Source organism: Photobacterium swingsii (assembly GCF_024346715.1).
Taxonomy (GTDB): domain Bacteria; phylum Pseudomonadota; class Gammaproteobacteria; order Enterobacterales; family Vibrionaceae; genus Photobacterium; species Photobacterium swingsii.
The window spans coordinates 2,633,611-2,658,241 of the sequence record NZ_AP024852.1; the positions used below are offsets into that span (position 1 = coordinate 2,633,611).

The 24,631-nt window shown below is 45.4% G+C and carries 19 protein-coding genes; 15 read left to right on the forward strand and 4 right to left on the reverse strand.

Annotated features, from left to right (window positions below):
- From rsxC to OCU77_RS12010, 8 genes are all read left to right on the forward strand, one after another.
- Nucleotides 1-2,841, forward strand: a complete 2,841-nt coding sequence (rsxC, locus tag OCU77_RS11975; protein WP_107302893.1) for an electron transport complex subunit RsxC — start codon at nucleotides 1-3, stop codon at nucleotides 2,839-2,841.
- A 3-nt stretch (nucleotides 2,842-2,844) separates the two neighbouring features.
- Nucleotides 2,845-3,894, forward strand: coding sequence for an electron transport complex subunit RsxD (gene rsxD, locus OCU77_RS11980; RefSeq protein ID WP_048899168.1), 1,050 nt, complete (start codon nucleotides 2,845-2,847; stop codon nucleotides 3,892-3,894).
- Between the two features lie 9 nt (nucleotides 3,895-3,903).
- Nucleotides 3,904-4,539 carry an electron transport complex subunit RsxG gene (gene rsxG, locus OCU77_RS11985; RefSeq protein WP_048899167.1) on the forward strand — a complete coding sequence of 212 codons (636 nt, stop codon included), beginning with the start codon at nucleotides 3,904-3,906 and terminating at the stop codon, nucleotides 4,537-4,539.
- Between the two features lie 2 nt (nucleotides 4,540-4,541).
- Nucleotides 4,542-5,243 carry an electron transport complex subunit E gene (locus tag OCU77_RS11990; RefSeq protein WP_048899166.1) on the forward strand — a complete coding sequence of 234 codons (702 nt, stop codon included), beginning with the start codon at nucleotides 4,542-4,544 and terminating at the stop codon, nucleotides 5,241-5,243.
- Between the two features lie 144 nt (nucleotides 5,244-5,387).
- Complete coding sequence (nth, locus tag OCU77_RS11995) at nucleotides 5,388-6,029, forward strand: endonuclease III (RefSeq protein ID WP_048899165.1); 642 nt, start codon at nucleotides 5,388-5,390, stop codon at nucleotides 6,027-6,029.
- A 12-nt stretch (nucleotides 6,030-6,041) separates the two neighbouring features.
- Nucleotides 6,042-6,434: a lactoylglutathione lyase gene (gloA, locus tag OCU77_RS12000; protein WP_048899164.1), complete on the forward strand. Its 393-nt coding sequence runs from the start codon at nucleotides 6,042-6,044 to the stop codon at nucleotides 6,432-6,434.
- Between the two features lie 165 nt (nucleotides 6,435-6,599).
- On the forward strand, nucleotides 6,600-7,214 hold the full coding sequence (locus OCU77_RS12005; RefSeq protein WP_048899162.1) for a superoxide dismutase: 615 nt from the start codon (nucleotides 6,600-6,602) through the stop codon (nucleotides 7,212-7,214).
- Nucleotides 7,215-7,227: 13 nt separating this feature from the next.
- Nucleotides 7,228-7,671 carry a DUF2753 family protein gene (locus OCU77_RS12010; protein ID WP_048899161.1) on the forward strand — a complete coding sequence of 148 codons (444 nt, stop codon included), beginning with the start codon at nucleotides 7,228-7,230 and terminating at the stop codon, nucleotides 7,669-7,671.
- 150 nt (nucleotides 7,672-7,821) lie between these two features.
- Here OCU77_RS12010 and motY read toward each other — a convergent pair whose 3' ends face one another.
- A complete protein-coding gene (motY, locus tag OCU77_RS12015; RefSeq protein WP_048899160.1) occupies nucleotides 7,822-8,709 on the reverse strand; it encodes a flagellar protein MotY in 888 nt (295 codons plus the stop codon).
- 125 nt (nucleotides 8,710-8,834) lie between these two features.
- On the opposite strand from motY, the gene rnt reads away from it, so the two are divergent.
- The 3 genes from rnt to OCU77_RS12030 all read left to right on the forward strand — a co-directional run bounded on the left by rnt (nucleotide 8,835) and on the right by OCU77_RS12030 (nucleotide 13,501).
- Nucleotides 8,835-9,503, forward strand: coding sequence for a ribonuclease T (gene rnt, locus OCU77_RS12020; protein ID WP_048899159.1), 669 nt, complete (start codon nucleotides 8,835-8,837; stop codon nucleotides 9,501-9,503).
- 269 nt (nucleotides 9,504-9,772) lie between these two features.
- Nucleotides 9,773-11,029 carry an outer membrane protein transport protein gene (locus tag OCU77_RS12025; RefSeq protein ID WP_107302894.1) on the forward strand — a complete coding sequence of 419 codons (1,257 nt, stop codon included), beginning with the start codon at nucleotides 9,773-9,775 and terminating at the stop codon, nucleotides 11,027-11,029.
- Between the two features lie 54 nt (nucleotides 11,030-11,083).
- Nucleotides 11,084-13,501 (forward strand): VolA/Pla-1 family phospholipase, encoded by a 2,418-nt coding sequence (locus OCU77_RS12030; protein WP_048899158.1) that lies wholly within the window; start codon nucleotides 11,084-11,086, stop codon nucleotides 13,499-13,501.
- 74 nt (nucleotides 13,502-13,575) lie between these two features.
- Here OCU77_RS12030 and OCU77_RS12035 read toward each other — a convergent pair whose 3' ends face one another.
- Nucleotides 13,576-14,181 (reverse strand): peroxiredoxin C, encoded by a 606-nt coding sequence (locus tag OCU77_RS12035; RefSeq protein ID WP_048899157.1) that lies wholly within the window; start codon nucleotides 14,179-14,181, stop codon nucleotides 13,576-13,578.
- Nucleotides 14,182-14,448: 267 nt separating this feature from the next.
- Between OCU77_RS12035 and OCU77_RS12040 the strand changes: the two genes are divergently transcribed.
- The 3 genes from OCU77_RS12040 (at nucleotide 14,449) to OCU77_RS12050 (ending at nucleotide 22,006) form a co-directional block, all read left to right on the forward strand.
- Nucleotides 14,449-15,771: a Na+/H+ antiporter family protein gene (locus OCU77_RS12040; protein WP_048899156.1), complete on the forward strand. Its 1,323-nt coding sequence runs from the start codon at nucleotides 14,449-14,451 to the stop codon at nucleotides 15,769-15,771.
- Between the two features lie 284 nt (nucleotides 15,772-16,055).
- Entirely contained in the window at nucleotides 16,056-17,396 is a 1,341-nt protein-coding gene (locus OCU77_RS12045; protein WP_048899155.1) for a response regulator, read from the forward strand.
- A gap of 35 nt (nucleotides 17,397-17,431) precedes the next feature.
- The gene (locus OCU77_RS12050) at nucleotides 17,432-22,006 is read left to right on the forward strand and encodes a transporter substrate-binding domain-containing protein (RefSeq protein ID WP_107302895.1); all 4,575 of its coding nucleotides are present in this window, start codon (nucleotides 17,432-17,434) and stop codon (nucleotides 22,004-22,006) included.
- A gap of 68 nt (nucleotides 22,007-22,074) precedes the next feature.
- Here the strand turns inward: OCU77_RS12050 and OCU77_RS12055 are convergent, their stop codons facing one another.
- Nucleotides 22,075-22,413, reverse strand: coding sequence for a Grx4 family monothiol glutaredoxin (locus OCU77_RS12055; protein ID WP_048899154.1), 339 nt, complete (start codon nucleotides 22,411-22,413; stop codon nucleotides 22,075-22,077).
- Between the two features lie 309 nt (nucleotides 22,414-22,722).
- On the opposite strand from OCU77_RS12055, the gene sodB reads away from it, so the two are divergent.
- On the forward strand, nucleotides 22,723-23,307 hold the full coding sequence (sodB, locus tag OCU77_RS12060; protein ID WP_048899153.1) for a superoxide dismutase [Fe]: 585 nt from the start codon (nucleotides 22,723-22,725) through the stop codon (nucleotides 23,305-23,307).
- Between the two features lie 160 nt (nucleotides 23,308-23,467).
- Here sodB and asd read toward each other — a convergent pair whose 3' ends face one another.
- Nucleotides 23,468-24,583: an aspartate-semialdehyde dehydrogenase gene (asd, locus tag OCU77_RS12065; protein WP_107302922.1), complete on the reverse strand. Its 1,116-nt coding sequence runs from the start codon at nucleotides 24,581-24,583 to the stop codon at nucleotides 23,468-23,470.
- Nucleotides 24,584-24,631: the final 48 nt, after the last annotated feature.

Consider the following 24,631-nt stretch of genomic DNA (forward strand, 5'->3'; position numbering starts at 1 on the left):
ATGCTGTCAATTATCGAACAAATCAAACAAGGCCAGCTATGGGACTTTCATGGTGGTATTCATCCACCAGAAAATAAAACCATTTCAAGCAATGCGCCAATTCAACACGCAGGTGTACCACAACAATTGGTCCTGCCGTTAAAACAACATATCGGTGCAAAAGGCGACATCATTGTTGCTGTTGGCGATCGCGTACTAAAAGGCCAGCCTTTAACTAAAGGTGACATTGCGATGTGCGTACCTGTTCACGCACCAACATCTGGCACTATTACTGCGATTGAAGAACGTACCATCGCTCACCCATCGGGTTTATCCGACTTATGTATCGTTATCGACAGTGATGGTGACGATCTATGGGGCGAGCAAACCTCTATTGCTGATTACACAACAAAAGCGCCTTCCGATCTCATCGAGCAAATTCGCCTGAGCGGTATTGCCGGCCTTGGTGGTGCAGGTTTCCCAACCAGCCGTAAGCTCCAGGGTGGTATTGGTAACGTTGATATTTTAATCATCAACGCGGCCGAATGTGAACCTTACATCACAGCCGATGACCGTCTGATGCAAGATTACGCTGAAGAAGTTATCGAAGGCATTCGCATTCTTCAGCATATCGTCAAACCCAAGTTAACTATCATTGGGATTGAAGATAACAAGCCCGATGCAATTCGTATTTTAGAACAGCATGTTTCAGAAGATGATCAGATCCTGATTCGTGTTATTCCGACCAAATATCCGTCTGGTAGCTCAAAACAACTCGTAAAAGTACTAACAGGCCGCGAAGTACCAAGCCAAGCACGTTCGACTTCCGTCGGGGTTATCGTACAAAACGTGGGAACAGCGTTTGCGGTAAAACGCGCAATCATCAATGGTGAGCCATTAATTGAACGTGTTGTAACCTTAACTGGTGAAGCATTCAAGCAACGCGGTAATGTCTTTGCTCGCTTAGGCACACCTATTTCTTACTTATTAGACAGTTTTAGCTACCAACCTGATAAGAAATACCCTCGCGTGATCATTGGCGGTTCATTGATGGGCTTTACTCTGCCTCATTCGAATGTACCTATCACCAAAATGACCAACTGCGTACTGGCACCAAAGCGCAAAGAGCTGCCTTTAAATACGCACGAAATGGCCTGTATTCGTTGTAGTGCATGTGCTGAAGCTTGTCCTTCTTCTTTACTGCCACAGCAACTTCAGTGGTACGCCAAAGATCAAGATTATGACAAGTGCGAAGAATACAACTTATTCGATTGTATCGAATGTGGCGCCTGTGCTTATGTCTGCCCAAGTGAAATACCTTTGGTGCAATACTACCGTCAGGCAAAAGCTGAAATTACCGAACGTCAGCAAGATGCCGCCAATGCCGAGCGCGCTCGTTTACGCTTTGAAGCAAAAACAGCACGTATGGAACGTGATAAAGCAGAACGAGAAAATCGCTTTAAAAAAGCGGCTGATGATCGTCGTAAAGAAATGTCTTCAAGTGGCGGTGATGATGCCGTCGCTGCCGCCATTGCACGCGTAAAAGCCAAGCAAGCAGAATCGGCTACAGCAACTACTGATAAGAAAAAACCAGCAGTCGCCGCTGCCATTGCACGCGCTAAAGCAAAACAAGCTGCAGCTCAGCAAGCAGGTAATGATGTACCTGACAACACAGAAATGGCCAAATTGCGTGAAGAACGTAAGCGCCAAGCTCGTGAACGAAAAGCTGCGCTACAAGCTGAACAAAACGGGGGCTCAACTGAAACACCGCCAGAAGCGCAAGTATCAGGCGATTCTAAGAAAGATGCCGTCGCCGCTGCAATTGCTCGTGCCAAAGCACGCAAGGCTGCCCAACAGAACAAACCTCAGACTGAACCTGTAGAAAGTCAGCAAGCCGAAGCCGATCCGAAAAAAGCTGCTGTTGCTGCTGCCGTAGCCCGTGCCAAAGCACGCAAGGCTGCCCAACAGAACAAATCTCAGACTGAACCTGTAGAAAGTCAGCAAGCTGAGGCCGATCCGAAAAAAGCAGCTGTTGCTGCTGCCGTAGCCCGTGCCAAAGCACGCAAAGCTGCCCAACAGAACGAATCTCAGACTGAACCTGTAGAAAGTCAGCAAGCCGAGGCCGATCCGAAAAAAGCAGCTGTTGCTGCTGCCGTAGCCCGTGCCAAAGCACGCAAAGCTGCCCAACAGAACGAACCTCAGACTGAACCAGCAGAAAATCAGCAAGCTGAAGTCGATCCGAAAAAAGCCGCTGTCGCTGCTGCCGTAGCCCGTGCCAAAGCACGCAAGGCTGCCCAACAGAACGAACCTCAGACTGAACCAGCAGAAAATCAGCAAGCCGAGGCCGATCCGAAAAAAGCCGCTGTTGCTGCTGCCGTAGCCCGTGCCAAAGCACGCAAAGCTGCCCAACAGAACGAATTTCAGACTGAACCTGTAGAAAGTCAGCAAGCCGAGGCCGATCCGAAAAAAGCCGCTGTCGCTGCTGCCGTAGCCCGTGCTAAAGCACGCAAAGCCGCGCAACAAGCAAAAGAACAGGCTGATAACGCTGAGTCTCTACCTGAAAGCCAGACTGAAACAGTAGAAGCTCAGCAAGCTGAAGTCGATCCGAAAAAAGCCGCTGTCGCTGCTGCCGTAGCCCGCGCTAAAGCACGAAAAGCCGCGCAACAAGCAAAAGAACAGGCTGATAACGCTGAGTCTCTACCTGAAAGCCAGACTGAAACAGTAGAAGCTCAGCAAGCTGAAGTCGATCCGAAAAAAGCCGCTGTTGCTGCTGCTGTAGCCCGAGCAAAAGCACGTAAGGCTGCGCAGCAAGCAAAAGAACAAGCTGAAAAAGCAACTCAACAGAATAACGAGGATAACTAAGCCGTGGCGTTCAATATTGCCAGTTCCCCCCATGCACACAGTCGCCGTAGTACGCGCGACTTAATGCGCACCGTCATTCTATGCTGTGCGTTTGGTGTTGCAGCTCAATGGTATTTCTTTGGCTGGGGTACATTAATAAATATCCTGTTAGCGTCGACAGTGGCCGTCAGCGCAGAAGCAATCATTCTTAAATTACGTCAACGCCCTGTATTGCCGTATTTGAGAGATAACAGTGCGCTACTCACTGGTGTGTTAATTGGTATCTCGATTCCACCACTAGCACCTTGGTGGATCACTGTCATTGGTGTAGTTTTCGCCATTGTCATCGCTAAACACCTCTATGGTGGCTTGGGACAAAATCTGTTCAATCCCGCCATGGTGGCTTATGTCGTGCTGCTGATTTCATTCCCAGTGCAAATGACAACCTGGTTACCACCACAATCTTTAGCGGCCGAGCCTGTGTCGTTCATCGATAGTGTGCTTACTATTTTCACAGGGTTCACTCAAGATGGTTTTAGCGCTCATCAACTACGTGCGTCGGTTGATGGTGTTACCATGGCAACCCCGCTTGATACGCTGAAAACATCGCTAACTACTGGGCTAACCACCACAGAAACACTAGCCAAACCTATATTCGGCACCATTGCGGGTATTGGTTGGGAATGGATCAACCTTGGTTTCCTGATAGGCGGCTTAGTCATGCTAAAAATGCGTGTAATCCAATGGCATATCCCTGTAGGAATGCTAGGAGCCCTATTTGTTATCAGTAGCTTAGGTTTTCTATTTAACCCTGATGGCACAGCTTCTCCGCTGATCCACTTATTTTCAGGGGCAACCATGCTTGGCGCATTTTTCATTGCCACCGACCCAGTATCAGCAGCTACTACCCCAAAAGGTCGCCTTGTGTTTGGTGCACTCATCGGTATTTTGGTGTATCTCATTCGTACTTGGGGCGGTTTCCCTGATGGCATCGCATTCAGTGTATTACTAGCCAATATGTGTGTACCACTGATTGACTACTACACCCGACCTCGTACATTTGGTCATAAATAAGGAACCACCATGATCCATGCTATGAAAAAAAATGGTGGTGTGCTGGCAATCTTTGCGTTGCTAGCAACTGCCTTGGTCGCTGTCACGAACCTATTGACGCAAGACCGCATATTAGAACAACAGCAAAAAGAGCTGTTGAAAGTATTGAATCAGGTCATCCCAGCAGAAAGTCATGATAATGAACTTTATAAAAGCTGTACCTTGATCACCAATGAGCAGTACCTAGGTACTCAAGCGCCCATGCCAGCTTATTTAGCAAGCAAAGGTGGGGAACCAAGTGGCGTGGCTATCGAGGCAATTGCACCTGATGGGTATAACGGTGCTATCAAACTGATTGTGGGCCTAGATCCTACGGGTGTCGTAACAGGTGTACGTATTCTGAGCCACCAAGAAACCCCAGGGCTTGGCGATAAGATAGAGATGCGTATTAGTCACTGGATTGAATCTTTCACTGGCAAAAAACTTGCGGGCGAAAATGATCCTGCATGGGCGGTACGTAAAGATGGCGGTGAATTCGACCAATTCACCGGTGCAACGATCACACCCCGTGCTGTAGTAAAAGCTGTGAAGAATGTCTCGCTTTACTATACTCGCCACCAGCAAGCATTGTTGAATCAACCACTGAACTGTCAGGGTGAATCATAATTATGAGTACGACAAATAAAGAATTGATGAAAAACGGTCTGTGGAATAACAACCCAGCCATCGTTCAACTTCTCGGTTTATGTCCACTGCTGGCAGTTTCGGCAACAGTGACTAACGCCCTCGGCCTTGGCATAGCGACCACTATGGTGCTGGTTGGCTCAAACCTGATTGTTTCACTGGTTCGTCAGTGGGTACCATCTGAAGTGCGAATCCCTGTTTTCGTCATGATCATTGCATCACTCGTGACTTGTGTTCAGCTATTAATGAATGCATTCACCTATGGTTTATATCAATCACTCGGTATTTTCATTCCACTGATAGTTACCAACTGCATCATCATTGGTCGCGCTGAGTCTTTTGCCTCTAAAAATGACCCGATTCCTGCAACCTTAGATGGTTTATGGATGGGATTAGGCATGACAGCTGCACTCGTCGTGTTAGGTGCAATGCGTGAGATCTTAGGTAATGGCACGCTGTTTGATGGCGCAGATCGCCTGCTGGGTGATTGGGCATCAATCTTGCGTATTGAGGTTTTTCACTTCGACAGCAGTTTCCTGCTCGCAATGTTACCACCGGGTGCCTTTATTGGGGTTGGCTTTATGATTGCGCTGAAAAACGTTATTGATAAAAAGCGTGAACAAAAACATGCAACAGCAAAACCTAAACCAACAATTGAACGTGTGCGAGTAACTTCTCCAAACTAACTCAAGCACTGCACTATACCGACAAGTAAACAGACAAAACAAATATAAATAATCACAGGCTTTGCGGTGTTGATAGGTGACTCAACCACCTATCCTCCCTACTGATACACCGCAAGGCTTAATCAGCTTGGAAGCAACGATACTATGAATAATGAAAAACGCGTTCAGATCCTTGAGCGACTTCGTGCCGAAAATCCTCACCCAGAAACCGAGCTAAAATGGAGCTCACCGTTTGAACTACTGATCGCCGTTTTACTGTCAGCACAAGCAACGGACGTCAGCGTCAACAAAGCCACCGACAAGCTCTACCCTATCGCCAACACGCCCCAAGCTATTTTGGATTTAGGTGTCGACGGTGTGAAGGAATACATCAAAACGATCGGCTTATTTAACTCTAAAGCTGAAAACGTCATCAAAACCTGCCGCATCTTGCTAGAAAAACACGGCGGCGAAATTCCTGAAAATCGCGAAGCACTTGAAGCCCTACCAGGTGTTGGTCGTAAGACTGCTAATGTGGTTTTAAACACCGCCTTTGGTTGGCCAACCATCGCTGTTGATACCCATATTTATCGTGTATCGAACCGTACCAAGTTCGCCATGGGGAAAAACGTCGACCAAGTAGAAGAAAAATTACTAAAAGTTGTACCTAAAGAATTCAAAGTCGATGTCCACCACTGGCTGATCTTACATGGACGCTACACCTGCGTTGCCCGCAAACCACGCTGTGGCAGCTGCATCATCGAAGATCTATGCGAGTACAAAGAAAAGATTTATCCTGACGAGTAAGGAGAAGTAAACATGGCAAACGGACGTATTTTACATACCATGCTGCGCGTAGGGGATTTAGATCGCTCTATCGCTTTTTACACCGATGTTATGGGCATGGATTTACTGCGCAAGCGTGAAAACGAGGCCTATAAATATACCCTCGCTTTTGTTGGCTATGGGGATGAATCTCAAGGTGCAGTTATCGAGCTAACCTATAACTGGGATACCACTGAGTACGACATGGGTTCTGCATTTGGCCATATTGCTATCGGTGTGTCTGATGTTTACGCCACTTGTGATGCGATAAAAGCCGCAGGTGGAAACGTGACTCGTGAGCCAGGTCCTGTAAAAGGCGGTTCGACTCACATCGCTTTTGTGCGTGATCCTGATGGTTATCAAATCGAGCTTATTCAGCGCGATTAACCTAGCGTGCCCCCTTTATAATCCCTATCCTCATAAGCCAAAGCCTCGCTTTGGCTTTTTTCATTGAAGTGTGAACCACTAAGCAAATTAATTATCGTACAAAATCCATGGTTGATATTGATAATGATTATCAATACGATAATAAAAAACCAAGAGAGATACGATATGTCATTCACTTTTCCGGCACTTCCTTATGCCTATGACGCACTAGAACCGTACATCGATGCGCGCACAATGGAAATTCACCACGCGCGTCATCATCGCACCTATTTTGACAAGTTTATGGCTGCAATAAGCGGCACTGAACTTGAAACACAATCATTACCCGAGATCTTTGCCAAAGTATCGCTACACTCACCAGCTGTTCGAAACCACGGCGGTGGCTATTACAACCACAACTTGTATTGGGCATGCATGTCACCACAAGGTGGCGGAATGCCTTCAGGCTTATTAGCTGAAGCGATTAACTGCCACTTTGGCAGCTTTAACGATTTCAAAGCAGCCTTTTCTACCGCTGCAGCCAATCATTTTGGTTCTGGTTTTATCTGGTTATCCGTCGTTGAAGGCCGACTAGAAATATCGACCACCAGCAATCAAGATAATCCACTGATGGATGTAGAAAGTGTACAAGGCATTCCTGTGTTAGCGCTCGATGTATGGGAACATGCGTACTACATCAGTTATCAAAATAAACGCCCAGAATATATCGATGCTTGGTGGCATGTGGTGGACTGGGATCAAGTACAACAACACTACCTTGATGCTTTGCACTCAGCATAATAAAGGGACAATCATGGACGTATCACGCTGGGAAACTCATACCTTATTGGCAAACGAATCTGAACGAGAGCAGAAGCCAATGATGTCCATTATTCACTATCAACTTGCACTGGCAGCAGCGCAGCAACTTGAACCATTACAAGGTACCCGTGATGAGTTTGAAGAGCTACTGACCATTAAGGTTGTTTCATGCCATAACCTCGCGGCTTTTTGGCGCAACGCAGGTGATAGTGAGTATGAACTGAAATATTTGCAGCTTGCATCAGAGCAAGTGATGGCGCTTATTCCACAATGCCCACGCAAAGAATGTGATACGTTCGTCGAATCAATCGGTTGTTGTAAATCGGCCTTAATCGAATTTTTAAAGCGTCACCCCAATCCAATCGTGGCACAGCAGGTCGAGAATATTACTGTTAGCAGTCAGTGTGAACTCATTGCTCGTTTTAAGCTGCATTAGTTCAACTACGCTTTTTAATTGACACCACAACTAATAAAAAACGCGCTGAGGCTAGGCAGCGCGTTTTTCTTTATGATTTCGACCTCGTTCACGAACCAGTGAATAACCAAGTCATTAGTGTAATGAAATTCAGTCGCTCAAACTTTCTCACTAAATCAAACTGCGCCCCAATGAAATCACCACACGTCGGTTTTTATTACGACCGATTGGCGACTCATTATCTGCAATCGGGCGGCGCTTACCAAAGGCTTCGACTTGGATTCTATCTTTTGGCAGCCCCAAGGTCATAAAGTACTCTTCCAACTTCTTCGCTCGTCGTTCTGACAAGTTTTGATTCACATTCTTGCCACCAATCGAATCTGTGTAGGTCGCAATCAATATAAGGTCAATGTCATCGCTATAACGCACAAAGTCTGTAATTTGAGATAAGCGTTTTTGCGATGCTTTATTCAGTTCATCACTGTCGCGATCGTAATGCAGTACGGTGAAGGCAATATCATCAAAACTGTAGGGCAACAAATTACCGATACACGAGCTAAACTGCTGATAAGGCGATTGGAAAGAAACCGCAGAAAGCCCAACCTCAATTAACTTATTATTATGCTGCCAGTCTTGGTAACTGAAAGTCGGGTAGCGACCGCTTTCCAGCTCAGTCAGCATTGCCCAGGCACTTTGCCCACCCACATAGCCATCAAACTGTTTAAAGAATTGAATACGCGTCATCGGCTCTGCGGCATCGCCTGGCATCCAACGCGGTGGCATTGATACCAAATTCACGCTGCGAGTCTCCCCCATAGGGCGCCGCATCTTCAACTCAAAGTCGAGATTAATCTTTTTCCCTGCTCTCGAGGTAAACTGCGCTTCACCATAATTGGGGATTTGGTGGATGAGTCGACACTCTAATGGTGTATCAACCGCAACCTTCCACTCTGAGCTAGCAGGGGTAGCAACATACTGTTTGGCCGCACTGACATTAGCGCTTAAAGCACAAGCCACCAATACCGATGCTGTTAACACTGTTTTCGAAAAAATCGTCATACCCTTCCACTTATTTATGCGCGCTCCCCTATTGTATCGAATCGAGAAAAAAAATCTTTAGGACACTGCAAGACAAGTGCTGAATCTGACATAATGCCCGCTGAATTTTTTGCGACTATAGTGCTATGAGCCAAGATAACGAACTAAACACACTGAAAAGTCGCTTTCGCGGCTACTTCCCTGTTGTTATTGATGTTGAAACAGCAGGCTTCGATGCTAAAACCGATGCTTTGCTAGAAGTTTGTGCAGTGACATTAGAGATGGATGAGGACGGTTGGTTAAAACCAGCAACTACAGTCCACTTCCATGTTACGCCGTTCGAAGGTGCAGTGATCCATCAGGCCGCCCTTGATTTCAACGGTATCCGTGACCCATTTAGCCCACTACGTGGTGCTGTTTCAGAAGAAACCGCGCTTAAAACCATTTATAAGCAAATTCGCAAAGAACTAAAAGCGGCAGGTTGCTCGCGCGCTATCATGGTTGCTCATAATGCTAACTTTGATCATAGCTTCATGATGCAAGCTTCTGAGCGAGCTAAGTTAAAGCGTAACCCCTTCCACCCTTTTGCAACATTTGATACGGCCGCGTTGAGTGGTTTAACCTTTGGTCAAACTGTATTAGCAAAAGCCTGTGAGACAGCGGGCATTCCTTTTGATAACAAAGAAGCGCACTCTGCACTGTACGATACAGAACGAACCGCAGAGTTATTTTGTGAGATTGTTAACAAATGGAAAAGATTAGGCGGCTGGCCTTTAGTTGCCCCTCAAACAGATGAGTCAGAAAACGCCCAATAATTAAAACAACAAGCCCTCATCAGACCTCCTACCAAAGCCCAGAAACTCTGGGCTTTTCTATGCCATCTAAACGCAAACCGTCGATTTAAACGTCAGTTTTAAACATAATAACTGAACATTGCTCATATATTTAACAAATAGTAAGAACTCAAAACATAACAAGGGGTTAACAAACTGGTTGAGCATATTTATACTGCTATTGAACGCATAGCGTTCATTTTTTCTTTCATGGAATGAAGAACAAGAAGCATTATAGAGAGGCAGCATAAATGTCCATTAAAATAAATCGCACAGCGATAGCAGTAACCATCGCATTAACCTCACTCCACGCACACAGTGCGGGTTTCCAAGTATCAGAACACTCTGCATCAGGATTAGGCCGCGCTTTCGCTGGTGAAGCCGCCATTGCTGATAACGCATCTGTTATCGCACGCAACCCTGCAGCTATGACGATGTTTGATTCCGCACAAATTTCAGCAGCAGGCAGTATTGTCGATCCGAGTATCGATGTGAAAGATCATGCCGCAAACCAAACAGCCAAAGATGTAGCACCTTTAAGTTTTGTGCCTGCGGGTTATTACGTACAGCCTATCAATGACAAATTCGCTTTTGGCTTAGCGCTATTCACTAACTATGGCGTCACCACAGATTACCCAACCGATTTTGCTAGCGGTGATCTCGCCGGTAAAACCTCATTAATCACTATCAATTTAAACCCAAGTATTGCTTACCGCATTAATGACCAGTTCAGTATTGGTGGCGGTGTGAGCTTGGTGTATGCCGATGCTGAATTAAATCGCCATTTAGGCCGTTTGGCTCCTCTATTTAGTGGCTCACCAGAAGACAAGCTGATCAGCATGGAAGGTGACACATGGGATTGGAGTTGGAACGTCGGCGCACTTTACGAAGTCAATGAAGACCATCGCTTTGGCGTAAGCTACCGCTCACAGGTTAATCTTGATTTTGAAGGTGACTTCACCGATTACGAAGGCACCATCATTGAACCAAAGCAAAAAGGTTCAACCGCTGTTGGTAACCTTCCTGTTGTGCTTCCCGCTATTGCGGAATTCTCTGGCTATCACTCTCTCACTAAAGAGTTTGCAGTTCACTACAGTGTGCAATGGACGCAGTGGAGTAAATTCGAAGAGCTCAAAGCCACCAACGACAAATGTAACTACAACGGCATGTCTGGCGTGTGTTTCATGAAAGATGAGCAATACGAAGACAATTTCCGCTGGGCGATTGGTGGTACTTACCGCATCAACCCAGAATGGACAGTACGCACTGGTTTCGCGTTTGATGAACAAGCAGGTAAGCCAACATTAAGTATTCCAGACTCCGATCGTTACTGGTACTCCGCTGGTGCGACATGGGCATATAGTTCACAGCTTAGCGTTGATGTGGGCGTGACATACATTCACGCAACAGAAACCACATTTACTGAAGAAAGTAGCGCAGGTGAGCTGACCTTTACTTCAACTGGCGGCGCCGTAGTAGGTGCAGCACAAGTGAACTATTCATTCTAAGGGTGTGTTTTGGCAATAAGCCACTCACCTAAAACATGCCCTATGGAGCAACACATGAAAAAACAATTATTAGCGCTGATGATCGCTTCTACCCTTGGCTTAACTGGCTGTGGTAATGAATCATCGGTTGAAGGCGATAGCACGATTTCTTACGAGCAAGGCATTCAACAAAGTCTAAAAGCACCGACTAAGGTGAAATTCCAGTTGCAAGGTGCAAAAGCTGATATGCCTCGTCCGAGCTTCCTGCTTATGGACTCCAGTGACGGTACCCTTGGCTTACCTACTGATAATAAGTCCATTGCCGATCCAGTTGTTGCAATGAACAGCACTGACGGCTGGAGCACCACCCAACCAATCATGCTCTCATTTGAAGGAAACGACCTAGATCCTACTTCTATTACAACGGCCTTTAAGTTAATCAAAGTGTCCGATCCAACAACAACCGATCCAGCAGCACAACAACCTGTCGTACTGAAGGCTACATTCAACCCAGCAGCACCAGATCTTACTGCCGATTATCTTGTCTTTGTACAAGGGAAATCAGTTATCGCCCAGCCAATTAAACCGCTGGATGCTTCAAGCCACTACATGTTTGCATTAACTGATGACTTGAAAGACGTTAAAGGCAATAAAGTGGGCCTTTCAGGTTCTTATGCGTCATTAAAAACCAAAAAGTCAGAGCCCGTTGAAAAGCTAAAAGACGCGCAGAAGATCATTCATCTCACTGAAGGTTTGATGGCAGCAACAGGCACATCAGCTGATAGCATCATCTATTCTAGCTGGTTCTCAACCGCTTCTGCGGGTGATGTGATGTTCGCAACTAAAGCCGCTATTGCATCAACTTTAAGTGCATTCAAAGCCCAACAACCAGCAAGTACCGTTTGGAAAGGAACCGCAAATCCGAATAATATTTCAGAGGAAAAACTCAACTCCCTATTAAAATTTGATTTTACTGCAACTCAAAACATCACCTCTGCTCTGCCAGCCCCACTTAACACACTTGGCTTTACTGCTTATCAAGGAAAGTTAAATGTTCCATACTTCCTCGAAACTGAAGTCAACGGTAAAAAGTGGCAATCTACGCCATGGCAAAGTGCCATGCCAAGCCTTGCAATACTGAAGTCGACTTTAGCATCAGGCAGTGATGCAGAGAAAGCTGCGGTTGCTGCTAAAATGGCAGATTTGAAGATCACTGAAGACGATCTGAAAAAAGCGGCTGAAGGTGACTTAACAACCCAAGTCACCCTAATGACAAAACTTATGGGTGAAAAAATCGAAGTTGGCGGTAAACAACTAGATGCTAATCGTGAGATCACACGTTACAGCCCTATCCCTCAATTAAAATCAGTACAAACGATTGATTATTTATTAATTCTACCAAAAGCTGGGGTGTGTGCAGACGACACTAATGTTCCAGTAACTATCTACCAGCACGGTATTACTTCTGTAAAAGAAAATATTTACGGACTGGCTCCAACTTTAAGCACAACTCAATGTACAGCATTAATGGCGATCGACTTACCGCTGCACGGTTCGCGAAACCTATCTGACGGCACGGTGACTGATGGCGCAAATGCTGACGTATACATGAACCTAAGCTACTTACCTGTTGGCCGAGATAATTTACGTCAATCCGTGGCAGATCAAATAAGTTTACGAGCTGCACTAGGTTCCGTGATTGCAACGAAATTAGCAGGGAATCCTGTTCCTGCCCCATTCGACAAGCTCACTTTCGGAACGTCAGGTGTCGGCTTCCTGGGACACTCGCTAGGCGCTATCACAGGGATCGACTTTACCGCAGTAACTAACCGAAAACTAAGTCCGGACCCTGCCGTTGAAGATGGAATGTTTAAGATCTCTCGCGCTCAATATGCTAACCCAGGCGCAGGTATCCCTTACCTACTGCTTAACTCAACGGCATTTGGTGGCACAGTGAAAGACGGAGTGTTAACAACCATTCCTGATTACAAAACCTACAAAGAGGCGAAATGTGGATCAAGTACGTCAGCTAAGTGTGTGAGTGACTTTTATGACTCACTCTCAGCCGCTAAAAAAGCGGAAATTGATGGTTTGTTCACTCAGTTTGCGTATGCCGCTCAGACAGTATTAGACAGTGTCGATCCAATTAACCATATTGGTAATATCGATACTTCTATTCCTGTCTTGATTAATGTTGTGAAAGATGACGAAGTGATCCCAAATGCCTTATCACTAGCATCAAGCAAACCTTACTCACCATTCGGTGGCACAATGCCACTTATCGCAGGGTTTGAACAACTAAGCACAGCAGGCCAAACTTCAACTAGCCCTCGTGCTGCGACCCTGTTCAATGCAGGTACACATAGTTCATTACTCACACCTGCCGGTGGTTCTGTAGCAGTAACAGCAGAAATGCAAAAACAAACAGCGTCATTCATTACGACAGGTAAAGCTACTGTCACTGATGACACAGTATTGTTCACTACACCGTAGTTGATAGAGCTAAAACAACAAAGGCGAGCCAATGGCTCGCCTTTCTTTTACATAACGCGATTTATCGCATGGTATTACAAATCGTCAGTATGTGCCGATAAGTACTTCGCCACGCCTTCTGGTGAAGCATCCATACCGTCTTTGCCTTTTTCCCATTGGGCTGGGCACACTTCGCCATGCTCTTCGTGGAATTGTAAGGCATCGACCATACGTAACATTTCATCGATATTACGGCCAAGCGGTAAGTCATTCACGACTTGGTGACGCACTAGGCCTTCTTTATCAATCAGGAACGAGCCGCGGAATGCGACACCTGCTTCTGGGTGCTCTACATCATATGCCTGACAAATTTCATGTTTGGTATCAGCAATCAGCGGGTATTGCACCTGACCAATACCACCATCTTCTACAGCTGTGTTACGCCACGCATTGTGTGAGAACTGAGAATCGATCGACACACCTATCACTTCAACGCCTTTTGCTTGGAAATCCGCAAAACGCTTATCAAAAGCTATCAGCTCAGACGGGCACACAAAAGTGAAGTCCAGTGGATAGAAAAAGATAACAGCCGCTTTCCCTTGAATATGCTGTTTTAAATTAAATTGATCAACAATCTCACCATTACCCAGCACCGCAGCAGCAGTAAAATCAGGCGCTAAACGTCCAACTAAAACACTCATAAGTAACTCCATGTGATGTAGTAAATAAGTGCTGCCAATTACCAGTATTATTCTGACAATGCAGCTGGCAACCAGTATAGACAGGAGATCATGACAAGACTAAGACATGCGACACAATAAGCATACGTTTCGGATTAATTCGCTACAAACATGAATAAAGACTCGACATGTGCAAAAATTTCAGCAAACTGAATAATCTGAGCAAAACAGCCCTAAGAAAACAACATTCATACTAAATAACAAACAAACTGACGGACTTTAGTTTTTATGAACCCAGTAATAATTTCAGTGTGCGTAATGTTGATTCTCGCGCTAATGCGAGTCAACGTTGTCGTAGCACTGACCTTTAGTGCCATTTTAGGTGGCCTTGTGGGCGGGATGCCTCTCGCAGACACTGTCGCAGCTTTTGAAGGCGGCTTAGGCGGTGGTGCTACTACTGCATTAAGTTACGCTATGCTAGGTACCTTTGCTGTCGCAATTTCACGTTCAGGCATTACTGACGTACTTGCACAAAAAGTCATTAAACGTATCAGTGGCCATCATAACGCCGCTGCAGCAACTGGCGTGAAATACAGCGTTCTCACCATTTTACTGCTATTAGCCGTCTCTTCTCAGAATGCTATTCCAGTGCATATTGCGTTTATCCCTATTGTTATTCCACCGCTTTTGCATGTATTCGCAAAACTCAAATTAGACCGCCGTCTCATTGCTTGTGTACTCACGTTTGGTCTAGTAACGCCTTACATGGTACTACCTGTGGGTTTTGGTGGCATATTCCTGAATAACATCCTGCTGAAAAACCTGCATGATAACGGATTAGATGTGGTTGCAAGCCAAGTGCCGGTTGCTATGCTATTACCTGCTGCAGGTATGGTCTTCGGCTTGCTCACCGCTGTCTTTTTCAGCTACCGCAAACCACGCGAGTATTCTGAAGAGAAAATCCTTGCGAACGAACCAGAGCAAGCACAAATTAATATGCAGCATGTCTACATTGCTGTTGCCGCTATTGTTGCAGCGCTAGGCGCACAGCTATTCAGCGGTTCAATGATCATTGGCGGTCTCGTTGGCTTCATGATGTTTACCTTTGGTGGTGTGATTAAGTGGAAAGAAACCCACGATGTTTTCACAAAAGGCGTTCACATGATGGCAATGATCGGCTTCATCATGATTGCTGCTGCGGGTTTTGCTGCTGTGATGAAAGCAACTGGTGGCGTTGAAACACTGGTTGCATCTCTGGCTGATGTTATTGGTGATAACAAACCGCTTGCTGCCTTACTCATGCTGGTTGTGGGTTTACTGGTGACTATGGGTATTGGCTCATCGTTCTCGACCATTCCAATTCTAGCAACCATTTATGTCCCTCTGTGTTTAACCTTTGGTTTCTCACCAATGGCAACAATTGCGTTAGTCGGTACTGCTGCCGCGTTGGGTGATGCAGGCTCTCCTGCGTCAGACTCAACATTAGGTCCAACAGCGGGCTTAAATGCAGATGGGCAGCACGAACATATTTGGGAAACCGTTGTTCCAACCTTCTTGCACTACAACTTATCCTTGATTGCATTTGGCTGGATCGCTTCAATGGTACTTTAGGTTCAATACTTAAATTCCCCCTACTTTAAATAAAAGATCGCTTCGGCGATCTTTTTCTTTTTTGTACTTTACGACATCAGTTACCACATCCGTTATTAGGCTCCCAGCTCCTGCCTTTCGATGAGAGACATCAGTCAAACTTATTATATTTAATGCATATTTTTTTATTCATAAATAAATCAACTGCTAGACTTAACTAAATAAATTAAGCCATTGAATTTTATGAAACATCACGTTGATGACACATAAATGGTAACGAAAGGACTTCGTCATAAGGCTACTATATGGATATGCTCGCCCAATCGAGATACTTGATCATAGATGACAGTAATATGATTCAAAGCGCCACTCGTGCTTTGCTGATCAAACTCGGCGTTCCCACCAACAATATTGTCAGCACCGCCAACGCGCAAGGCGCGATCAGAGCATGTCGTAGCCATCGTTTCGATATTCTATTGATCGATCATCATCTAGGCGCTGGAAGCACAGGCTTACAACTGCTGGAATACTTAAGGCTAAAAGAACTCATCAAGCTACAGACTTTAGTCTTTGTCGTAACAGGGAATGACAGCCAAGATATCTTCTTTGGCTACTCACAGTTTGAGCCTGACGGTTATTTAATTAAGCCCATCAGAGCAGATGACATCATCAAACGCGTGACTAACGGCTTAACTCGCCAACAATTTTTTTCAACGCTAGAGCAAGCTTTTACAAAAAGTGGTTTAAATGCTGTAAAACCACTCTTCGCTCAATCGCCGGATCCTGCGACACTCAAAGACTCAATTATCTATATGTCGAACATATTGATAAAAAACACCCAGTTCACAGAAGCGACCGCTATGCTGAACGGTCTACTCACACTACATGACTATCTGCCTGCACGGATAAAATTGGTCGAGATCAGCCATGCTCAGCAACACTATCAAGAGGCACTCGCTCAGGTTGATACACTACTGGACACTAACCCTAGAAATATCAAACTATTACAACTTAAAATTCAAATTTGCCTCTGTGCGCAAAAATATGAAGATGCACAAGCGCTCATTCAGCAAGTGCTCACGATAAATACCAGTAATATTGCCCTAACGCTCAAAATGGTATGGCTACACATAATTAACCATGACATGCATCTAGCCAAGCCTTACATGCTCAGTTTGGCCAGCCTAATCCCTCACTCTATTTGGGATAGTGCTGGTAAACGTGCACTTACGTTGTGGGCTGATTTCTTTGGCTTACCCAATGATAAATTAGCACTCTGGCGAGCAGAATCCGCATGGCAACGGCTTTCACGCTCAGAGAAGCCAACATCACTACCAAAGTCCATTTTGAAGCTATGTCGCTGTCTGCAATTACTGCAACTCAATGAGATTGAGGCAGCACGTACACTGCTGGGAAGCATCCGAGAAGACGAGTATCAACCATCTGATATTGAAGCATATTTATTACTCTGCTTATGCTATCAAGCCGTTGGTGATAATGAGCGACTTACTCAGTTACGCCAGACTCTCGATACCTCTCTCTGCCAACAAAATACTGGGCTATCTCGATTACAACAGCAGGCATTACAGAAAATCGATTATCAATCTCTGACGGAAAAGATTGAGTTAGCCAACGCAGAACCTTAACAGAGTACACAGCATAAAATAGACAGGATGTCGCCATGCACTCCAGGCTACAATTTTACATTATTTGTAGAAAGCTCATTCAACACAGCCGAGCCATTACTCTCATCTTATTGATGACATTACTACCCTCAATGAGCTTAGCCAATTCCACCACGACCCTAGCACTCAAAGATCAGCCCCCTGTACTCAGAGTTGGTTTGCCCGCTTATGATTTAGTGCCATATAGTTATCAACGAGAAATAAGCAATGGTGGTCTTGTTACCGAAGGCTTGTTGATTACTATGTTGGAGCTAATTGCCATACAGGCTGAATTTGAATTTGAAATCCGCCTATACCCCACTTATAGCGATGTCATCAGTGCGTTTAAAGCCAATGAACTCGACATGCTGATAGGTGTATCCGCCACGTTAGAACGCCAACACTATATGGCATTCAGCGACCCCATGTTCTCTATCCGTCGCGCAGTGATCACCCAGCAAAAAACCATTTCCTCATTGCAAGATTTAACCGGAAGTACACTGGCGATTGAAAAAGGTTTTGCACTCAATGAGCTTTTACCTAGCATACTCCCACAGAGCAAAATTCTGACTGAAAACAGCAGCCAAGACGCACTGAGTGCCGTCAGAGCGAACCGTTCTGATGGCTATATTGGTGATGCTCTTGCCCTATCAACCATGCTACGCGATCAAAATTTCAATGACCTCACCCTTTCAGTCCTGCCCGATCTTCCCGCTGATCATCTGCATATCGCGGTTCAAAAAGGCAAGCATAAGCTACTGACTCGCATCAACTTTGCACTGGAAGATATAAAAGATAACGCACTACAAGCAATTTATAACCAATGGCTTACCCCTTCTCAACACACTATGATGGTCAATTACGGACAAATTGGCCTCACACAAGATGAACAAAACTGGTTAGAGCAACACCCGCAGATCAGCGTTGGAGTACATCGCCGTTGGGCACCTTTCGATTTTATTAATAGGAAAAATCAACACGACGGTTTAAGCGCCGATGTACTCAACTTACTCGGTAACATGCTTAGCGTACAATTTACACCAACAGCACAACCTGAATTTTCTTCGACCCAAGAAGCGTTCGCTGACGGCGAGTTAATGATGCTCGCCGCCACCACGCCAACTAAAGAGACGCTGCGAGTCATGGATTTTTCCCTTCCTTACACCTATGAACCTTGGGTGATCTTGAGTCGTGCTGATCAGCTCACTAATTTTATGCCAAGCAGCACAGAGCGAGTCGCCATAATTACAGGTTCAGGTGGAGAGGCCCTTTTACCCACACTATGCCTGAGCTGTGTACCTGTCCCCTTTATTAACCATGTATCCGCTTTCCAAGCACTACAAAAAAGTGAGGTCGACAACGCTCTCGCCTCACTACACTTCGCATCAGAGTTACTGCATACCGATTATGTCGGGCAATTTAAGATCAGTGGAAAAATCAGCGAACAGAATCAAGTACCACTCAGTTTTGCGATCAATTTTCGTCACCCCATGCTACTCAGCATCATCAATAAGGCTATCGGGGCAATTCCTGCTTCAGAGTTATCCCGTCTAGAAAAAAAATGGCTGACATACGAATACCAAGAGGGCTTATCACCGCGTGAAGTGGCGAAATGGGCAGGATTACTCACACTGCTCATCACTGTAGTGATCACCTGCATCGTCCTTTGGAACCGTAAAATGGCAGAGGAGATCCAACAACGAAAACAAGCAGAATTACGGGCCAAAGCCGCTGAATTACATCTGCACAAATTAGCAGATAACATCGATGGTGTGGTGCTCCAGCATGTCCAAACACTCGTCGATCGTCCTTTGCATTTTCACTACAGCTTTGTCAGTGCAGGAGTACAAGATATGTTTGGCTTTGATGTCGCCACCGTCGAAGCAAACCCGCATTGTTTATTTGAACAAATTATCGCCTTAGATTATGACGAACTTGAAAGCAGCATGCTGTTAGCCTTACAGCTGGGGCACTGGGAAAGTGAGCGGAAAATAAAGGGGGATGATGGCAAAAATAAATGGGTCCAATTCAAAAGCCAAATTACTGCGCGAGATGCACATAGTTATGATTGGAATACAGTGATTACCGATATATCACTGCTAAAACAACAGCAGCTTGCGTTAGAAAATGCTCGCCATAAGGCCGAAATCGCTACCGCGGCAAAGTCACAGTTTCTTGCCACCATTAGCCATGAAGTGCGTACGCCTATTAGTGGTATTCTTGGTTTATTGGAACTGATGCAGGAACACACCTTAAACGATGAACTGCAAAGCCTACATGGCGGCTTAAACCAATCAGCACGAAATCTACTTCACATCGTTAACGATGTATTAGATTATTCTAAAATTGAAGCAGGAAAACTGGACATAAACCCGACCGATATTGAACTGGGAAAAGTGCTGACCCGCATTGTGCAACCGCAATCAATCCATGCACAACAAAAAGGACTCGCGTTCCATTATTGGCAAGATCCTCGTCTTGCGCAGTGGCTGTTTGCAGATGATATTCGCATTCATCAAATTTTAAATAATTTTCTAAACAACGCGATTAAGTTCACCGAGCATGGTGTTGTTTCGTTATCGGTTGATGTACTAGATAGTCCAGTAGAAGGGCATACAGAGGGCCAACCATCAAGCCAACAGATAAAATTAACCGTCAGCGATACGGGTATTGGCATCCCCAAAGACAAGCAACACGCACTGTTTCAACCCTTTGAACAGGCAGACAGTACCACCAGCCGTCGCTTTGGCGGTACAGGGCTTGGCCTCGCTATCGCGCGAAAACTGATCGAGCAGATGCAAGGAACGCTACAGCTAGAGAGTGAAGAAGGAAAAGGTAGCCAATTTAGCGTCACCTTTGAGATACCACTTAGCCAGCAACAACCGGAAACGCCCAAGGCGTTAGCCTTGCCCCCTATAGCTAGGTGTCATGCCACACGACCACCCCAAACATGCAAGAGTAATCACTGCTTAATTCTGGGCTACTTTATTCAGCAGGAAGAACTGTGCCGTTATCTTAAACATCTGGGTTACTCCCTTCAGTTCATTAAAGCTGAGCACCTCGATTTATTGCAATCCCAGATTGAAGCATACCAACCTCAACAGGTGATCATTGCCATGTCACTCTGGCAGCAGCTAGCCATCACAGATGCTTGGGTACAGCAACTCACCGTTAGTAGCAACATCATCGTCATAAATCAAAACCCCATGTTATCGCCAGAACCACTTGGTATGTCATGGTGCTTATCGGTCAACCCACTTTTGCCTGATAACCTTATCCATGTACTGACTAAACCTGTGAGCCACGAGCCAATCATTACCCAGGCTGACAATCATCACTCGAATCATTTACCCGCAGAAAGTCGAGAACAGGCAGAAGATGCAGGTCGTCTCATTTTGGTCGCTGAAGATCACCCGATCAATCAGCAAGTGATCAGAAAACAGCTTGAACGCATAGGAGTGCAGGCAGATATTGTTGAAAATGGCGTACAGGCGCTTGAATCGCTAAACACTCACCGCTACGGACTACTACTTACCGATTGCCACATGCCTGAAATGGATGGCTATACCTTAGCTGCGTCTATTCGTTCGCAAGAAACTCGCTGTGAAGAGCGCTTTTCTAGTGCTATAACGCCAAGTGAACTGATTGAAATGGGCCGCAGTTTTTCAGCTCAATATGAAGCGCTCTTGCAAGCCGAGAAACACAAGCTTGCGCACTTCGATCCAAAAAACAGATGGCAGCTGCCGATAGTGGCACTGACCGCCAATGCGGTGCAAGGCGAAGATGCCCATTGTTTTGAACACGGTATGAATGACTTTCTTGTTAAACCAGTTTCGATAGAGCAGCTACGCATAACCATAGAAAAATGGCTGCCCCCTTATAATGAACCAAGCATTGATCAGACAGTTGACATCGAAAATTCTACTGTTGAAGCTGAAGATGCAGCACGCGAAGGCAAGTACAGTGAAACTGACAGCGCAGATCTCAGCGAAACTATCAGCCAAGACATGACCGATGACTTTTCCAGTTTATTCGGGACAATTGATAGTGCATTTCATCAAGCCAATAGCGAGTCACGTCAAGACTCTAGTGACCGTTCAAGTGACAGCTCAAATACAGGACCAAGCCTCGCAATAAATAATAATGCTCAGCAAGCTAACCAAACGGCATGCCTTTCACCACAAGTACAAATTAATAAGCCCTTGCTATTAGCGCTCTTTGGCGATGAAAGCACAGTCGATAACTTAATAGCTGAGTTTATCGATAGCCATCTAAAAGATATGACGCAGCTGACAGAAGCCCTGAGCCAAGATTATTACCAACAAGCATCAGAAATCGCTCACCGCATGAAAGGCTCAGCCAAAATGATCGCTTGTGATGAGATAGCCGTCCCTCTAGGGCATATTGAAACCTTGGCGTTAGCTAGGTTTAACCAGTGCGTTGCACAGCAGGAACTTGGCCTGAATCAAAATGAGACAGCCAGTATAGATAGAGAACTTAATGAATTCATCAAGCAGCTAGAGGTAGAGACCAGCGATTTATTAGCTAGCCAGAAGTGGGAAGAACAAAATCGATCACACGAGCGCAATTAAGCAAACAGCTACAAAAAGCCCCGCAAAAATGCAGGGCTTCTAAATGCTTAGTGCAGTTATATCAGCAATTATTCTGCTGCTTCACCGTCACGACGAGCAGCAGCTTCTTTAACAAGCGGCTGAAGCTCACCTTTTTGGAACATTTCGATGATGATGTCACAACCACCAATTAGCTCACCTTCAACCCATAGTTGTGGGAAAGTTGGCCATTGTGCGTATGCAGGAAGCTCAGCACGGATATCAGGGTTTTGTAGGATATCAACGTAAGCAAACTTCTCGCCACAACCCATCAGTGCTTGAGAGGCTTGTGAAGAAAAACCACAGCTAGGTAGTTTTGGCGAGCCTTTCATGTACAACAAGATTGCGTTTTCAGAGATCTGCTGCTTAATTTTATCGATGGTTTCCATAACTTCCTCTTACGACCAATTGCTTATCTTTAAGTATATCTACTTGATGGGGGCTTTGCCGTTATAAAACAAGCCTACCAAATAAATCTTTTAACGCGTCATTCTACTCGTTCAGGCGTAGGAAAAAAACGCCTAAAAATTTTAAGGTTAATTTTTTAAGGCCAACCCTTTTAATAAAGTAAAAACTTGCTAAAATAGCTGTGTCAGTTTTAAAAAATAAAATAATTGGTAGTAACTCCCATGAAGAGGTACTACAGGAAGCAATGTCGAGGGCTTGCCCTCTCAAATACCAAAATGGAGATCCGAGCAATGGCATTTGAATTACCAGCTCTACCGTACGCTATCAACGCACTTGAACCACATATCTCTCAAGAAACACTAGAATTTCACCACGGCAAACACCACAACACTTACGTGGTTAAGCTAAATGGTCTAGTTGAAGGTACTGAGCTTGCTGAAAAATCACTAGAAGAAATCATCAAGACTTCTACTGGTGGCGTATTCAACAATGCTGCACAAATCTGGAACCACACTTTCTACTGGCACTGTCTAAGCCCTAACGCTGGCGGTGAACCAACAGGTGACGTTGCAGACGCAATTGCTAAATCATTTGGTTCTTTCGAAGAATTCAAAGCAAAATTCACAGATTCTGCAATCAACAACTTCGGTTCATCTTGGACTTGGTTAGTGAAAAAAGCAGACGGCTCTCTAGACATCGTAAACACGTCTAACGCTGCAACACCACTAACAGAAGAAGGTGTTACACCACTTCTAACTGTTGACCTGTGGGAACACGCTTACTACATCGATTTCCGTAACGTTCGTCCTGATTACATGGCTGCTTTCTGGGCACTTGTAAACTGGGAATTCGTAGCGAAAAACCTAGCGGCTTAATTTAGCCCTAGTTATCACTTCGGTGATAAATATTTCCCCCAATGAAAAAGACCTCGCATGCGAGGTCTTTTTGTATGTATCCATTTGTATCTAGCTATTTTCAATACCGTCACGATAACGATCGCTCATCGTTAACTAAGCAATCGTCAGCATGCCATCGCTAAGCTTTTTCAGACAATATGATACGAAGCGTACGACGAAGTGGCTCTGCCGCCCCCCATAACAACTGGTCACCAACCGTAAAGGCATTCAGGTAGTCATCACCCATTGCTAATTTGCGTAAACGACCAACAGGCACAGATAGTGTCCCTGTTACTTTCGCAGGGCTTAGTTCTTGAACTGTCACATCACGATCATTAGGGATCACTTTAACCCAGTCATTATGTGAGGCGATCATGCCTTCGATTTCATCTAACGGCACACCTTGCTTCAGTTTGATGGTTAATGCCTGGCTATGACAACGCATAGCACCAATACGTACACATGTCCCGTCAATCGGGATAGGCTTGGCGTCTAGCCCTAAAATCTTGTTGGTTTCAACCGAAGCTTTCCACTCTTCTTTTGACTGACCGTTGTCGCGCTTCACATCAATCCAAGGGATCAATGAACCCGCAAGTGGCACACCAAACTCTTGAGCAGGGAAGCTAGAAGATCGCAGCGTTTCAGCCACTTTACGATCTATGTCTAAAATAGAGGTTGATGGATCAGCCAACTCGCTCGTCACGGTATCGTTGATCACACCCATCTGACTGATTAACTCACGCATATTCTTCGCGCCAGCACCAGAAGCCGCTTGATAGGTTTGTGACGTCATCCACTCAACGAGGCCTGCTTTATATAAGCCACCAACGGCCATCAACATCAAGCTAACCGTACAGTTACCACCAACAAAAGTTTTTGTTCCGGAGTGAATACCCTGCTGAATCTGATCAAAGTTAACAGGATCTAGCGTAATAATGGCATCGTCTTTCATGCGCAATGTAGAAGCCGCATCAATCCAATACCCTTTCCAACCAGCTTGGCGTAATGCTGGGTATACTTTCTCGGTGTAGCTGCCCCCCTGACAAGTCACGATAGCATCAAGCTGTTTCAAGCTATCAATGTCAAACGCATCTTGCAGTAAGCCTGCATCCTTCCCATAGTTTGGTGCAGGAATACCTACTTGTGAGGTTGTGTAAAAGGTTGGCTCGATGTGATCAAAATCTCGCTCTTCTACCATTCGCTGCATGAGCACAGAGCCCACCATGCCACGCCAACCGACTAATCCTACTTTCATCATTACTTACTACGCTCCCTGTTATTCATTCGCAGTCCCATCTATAGA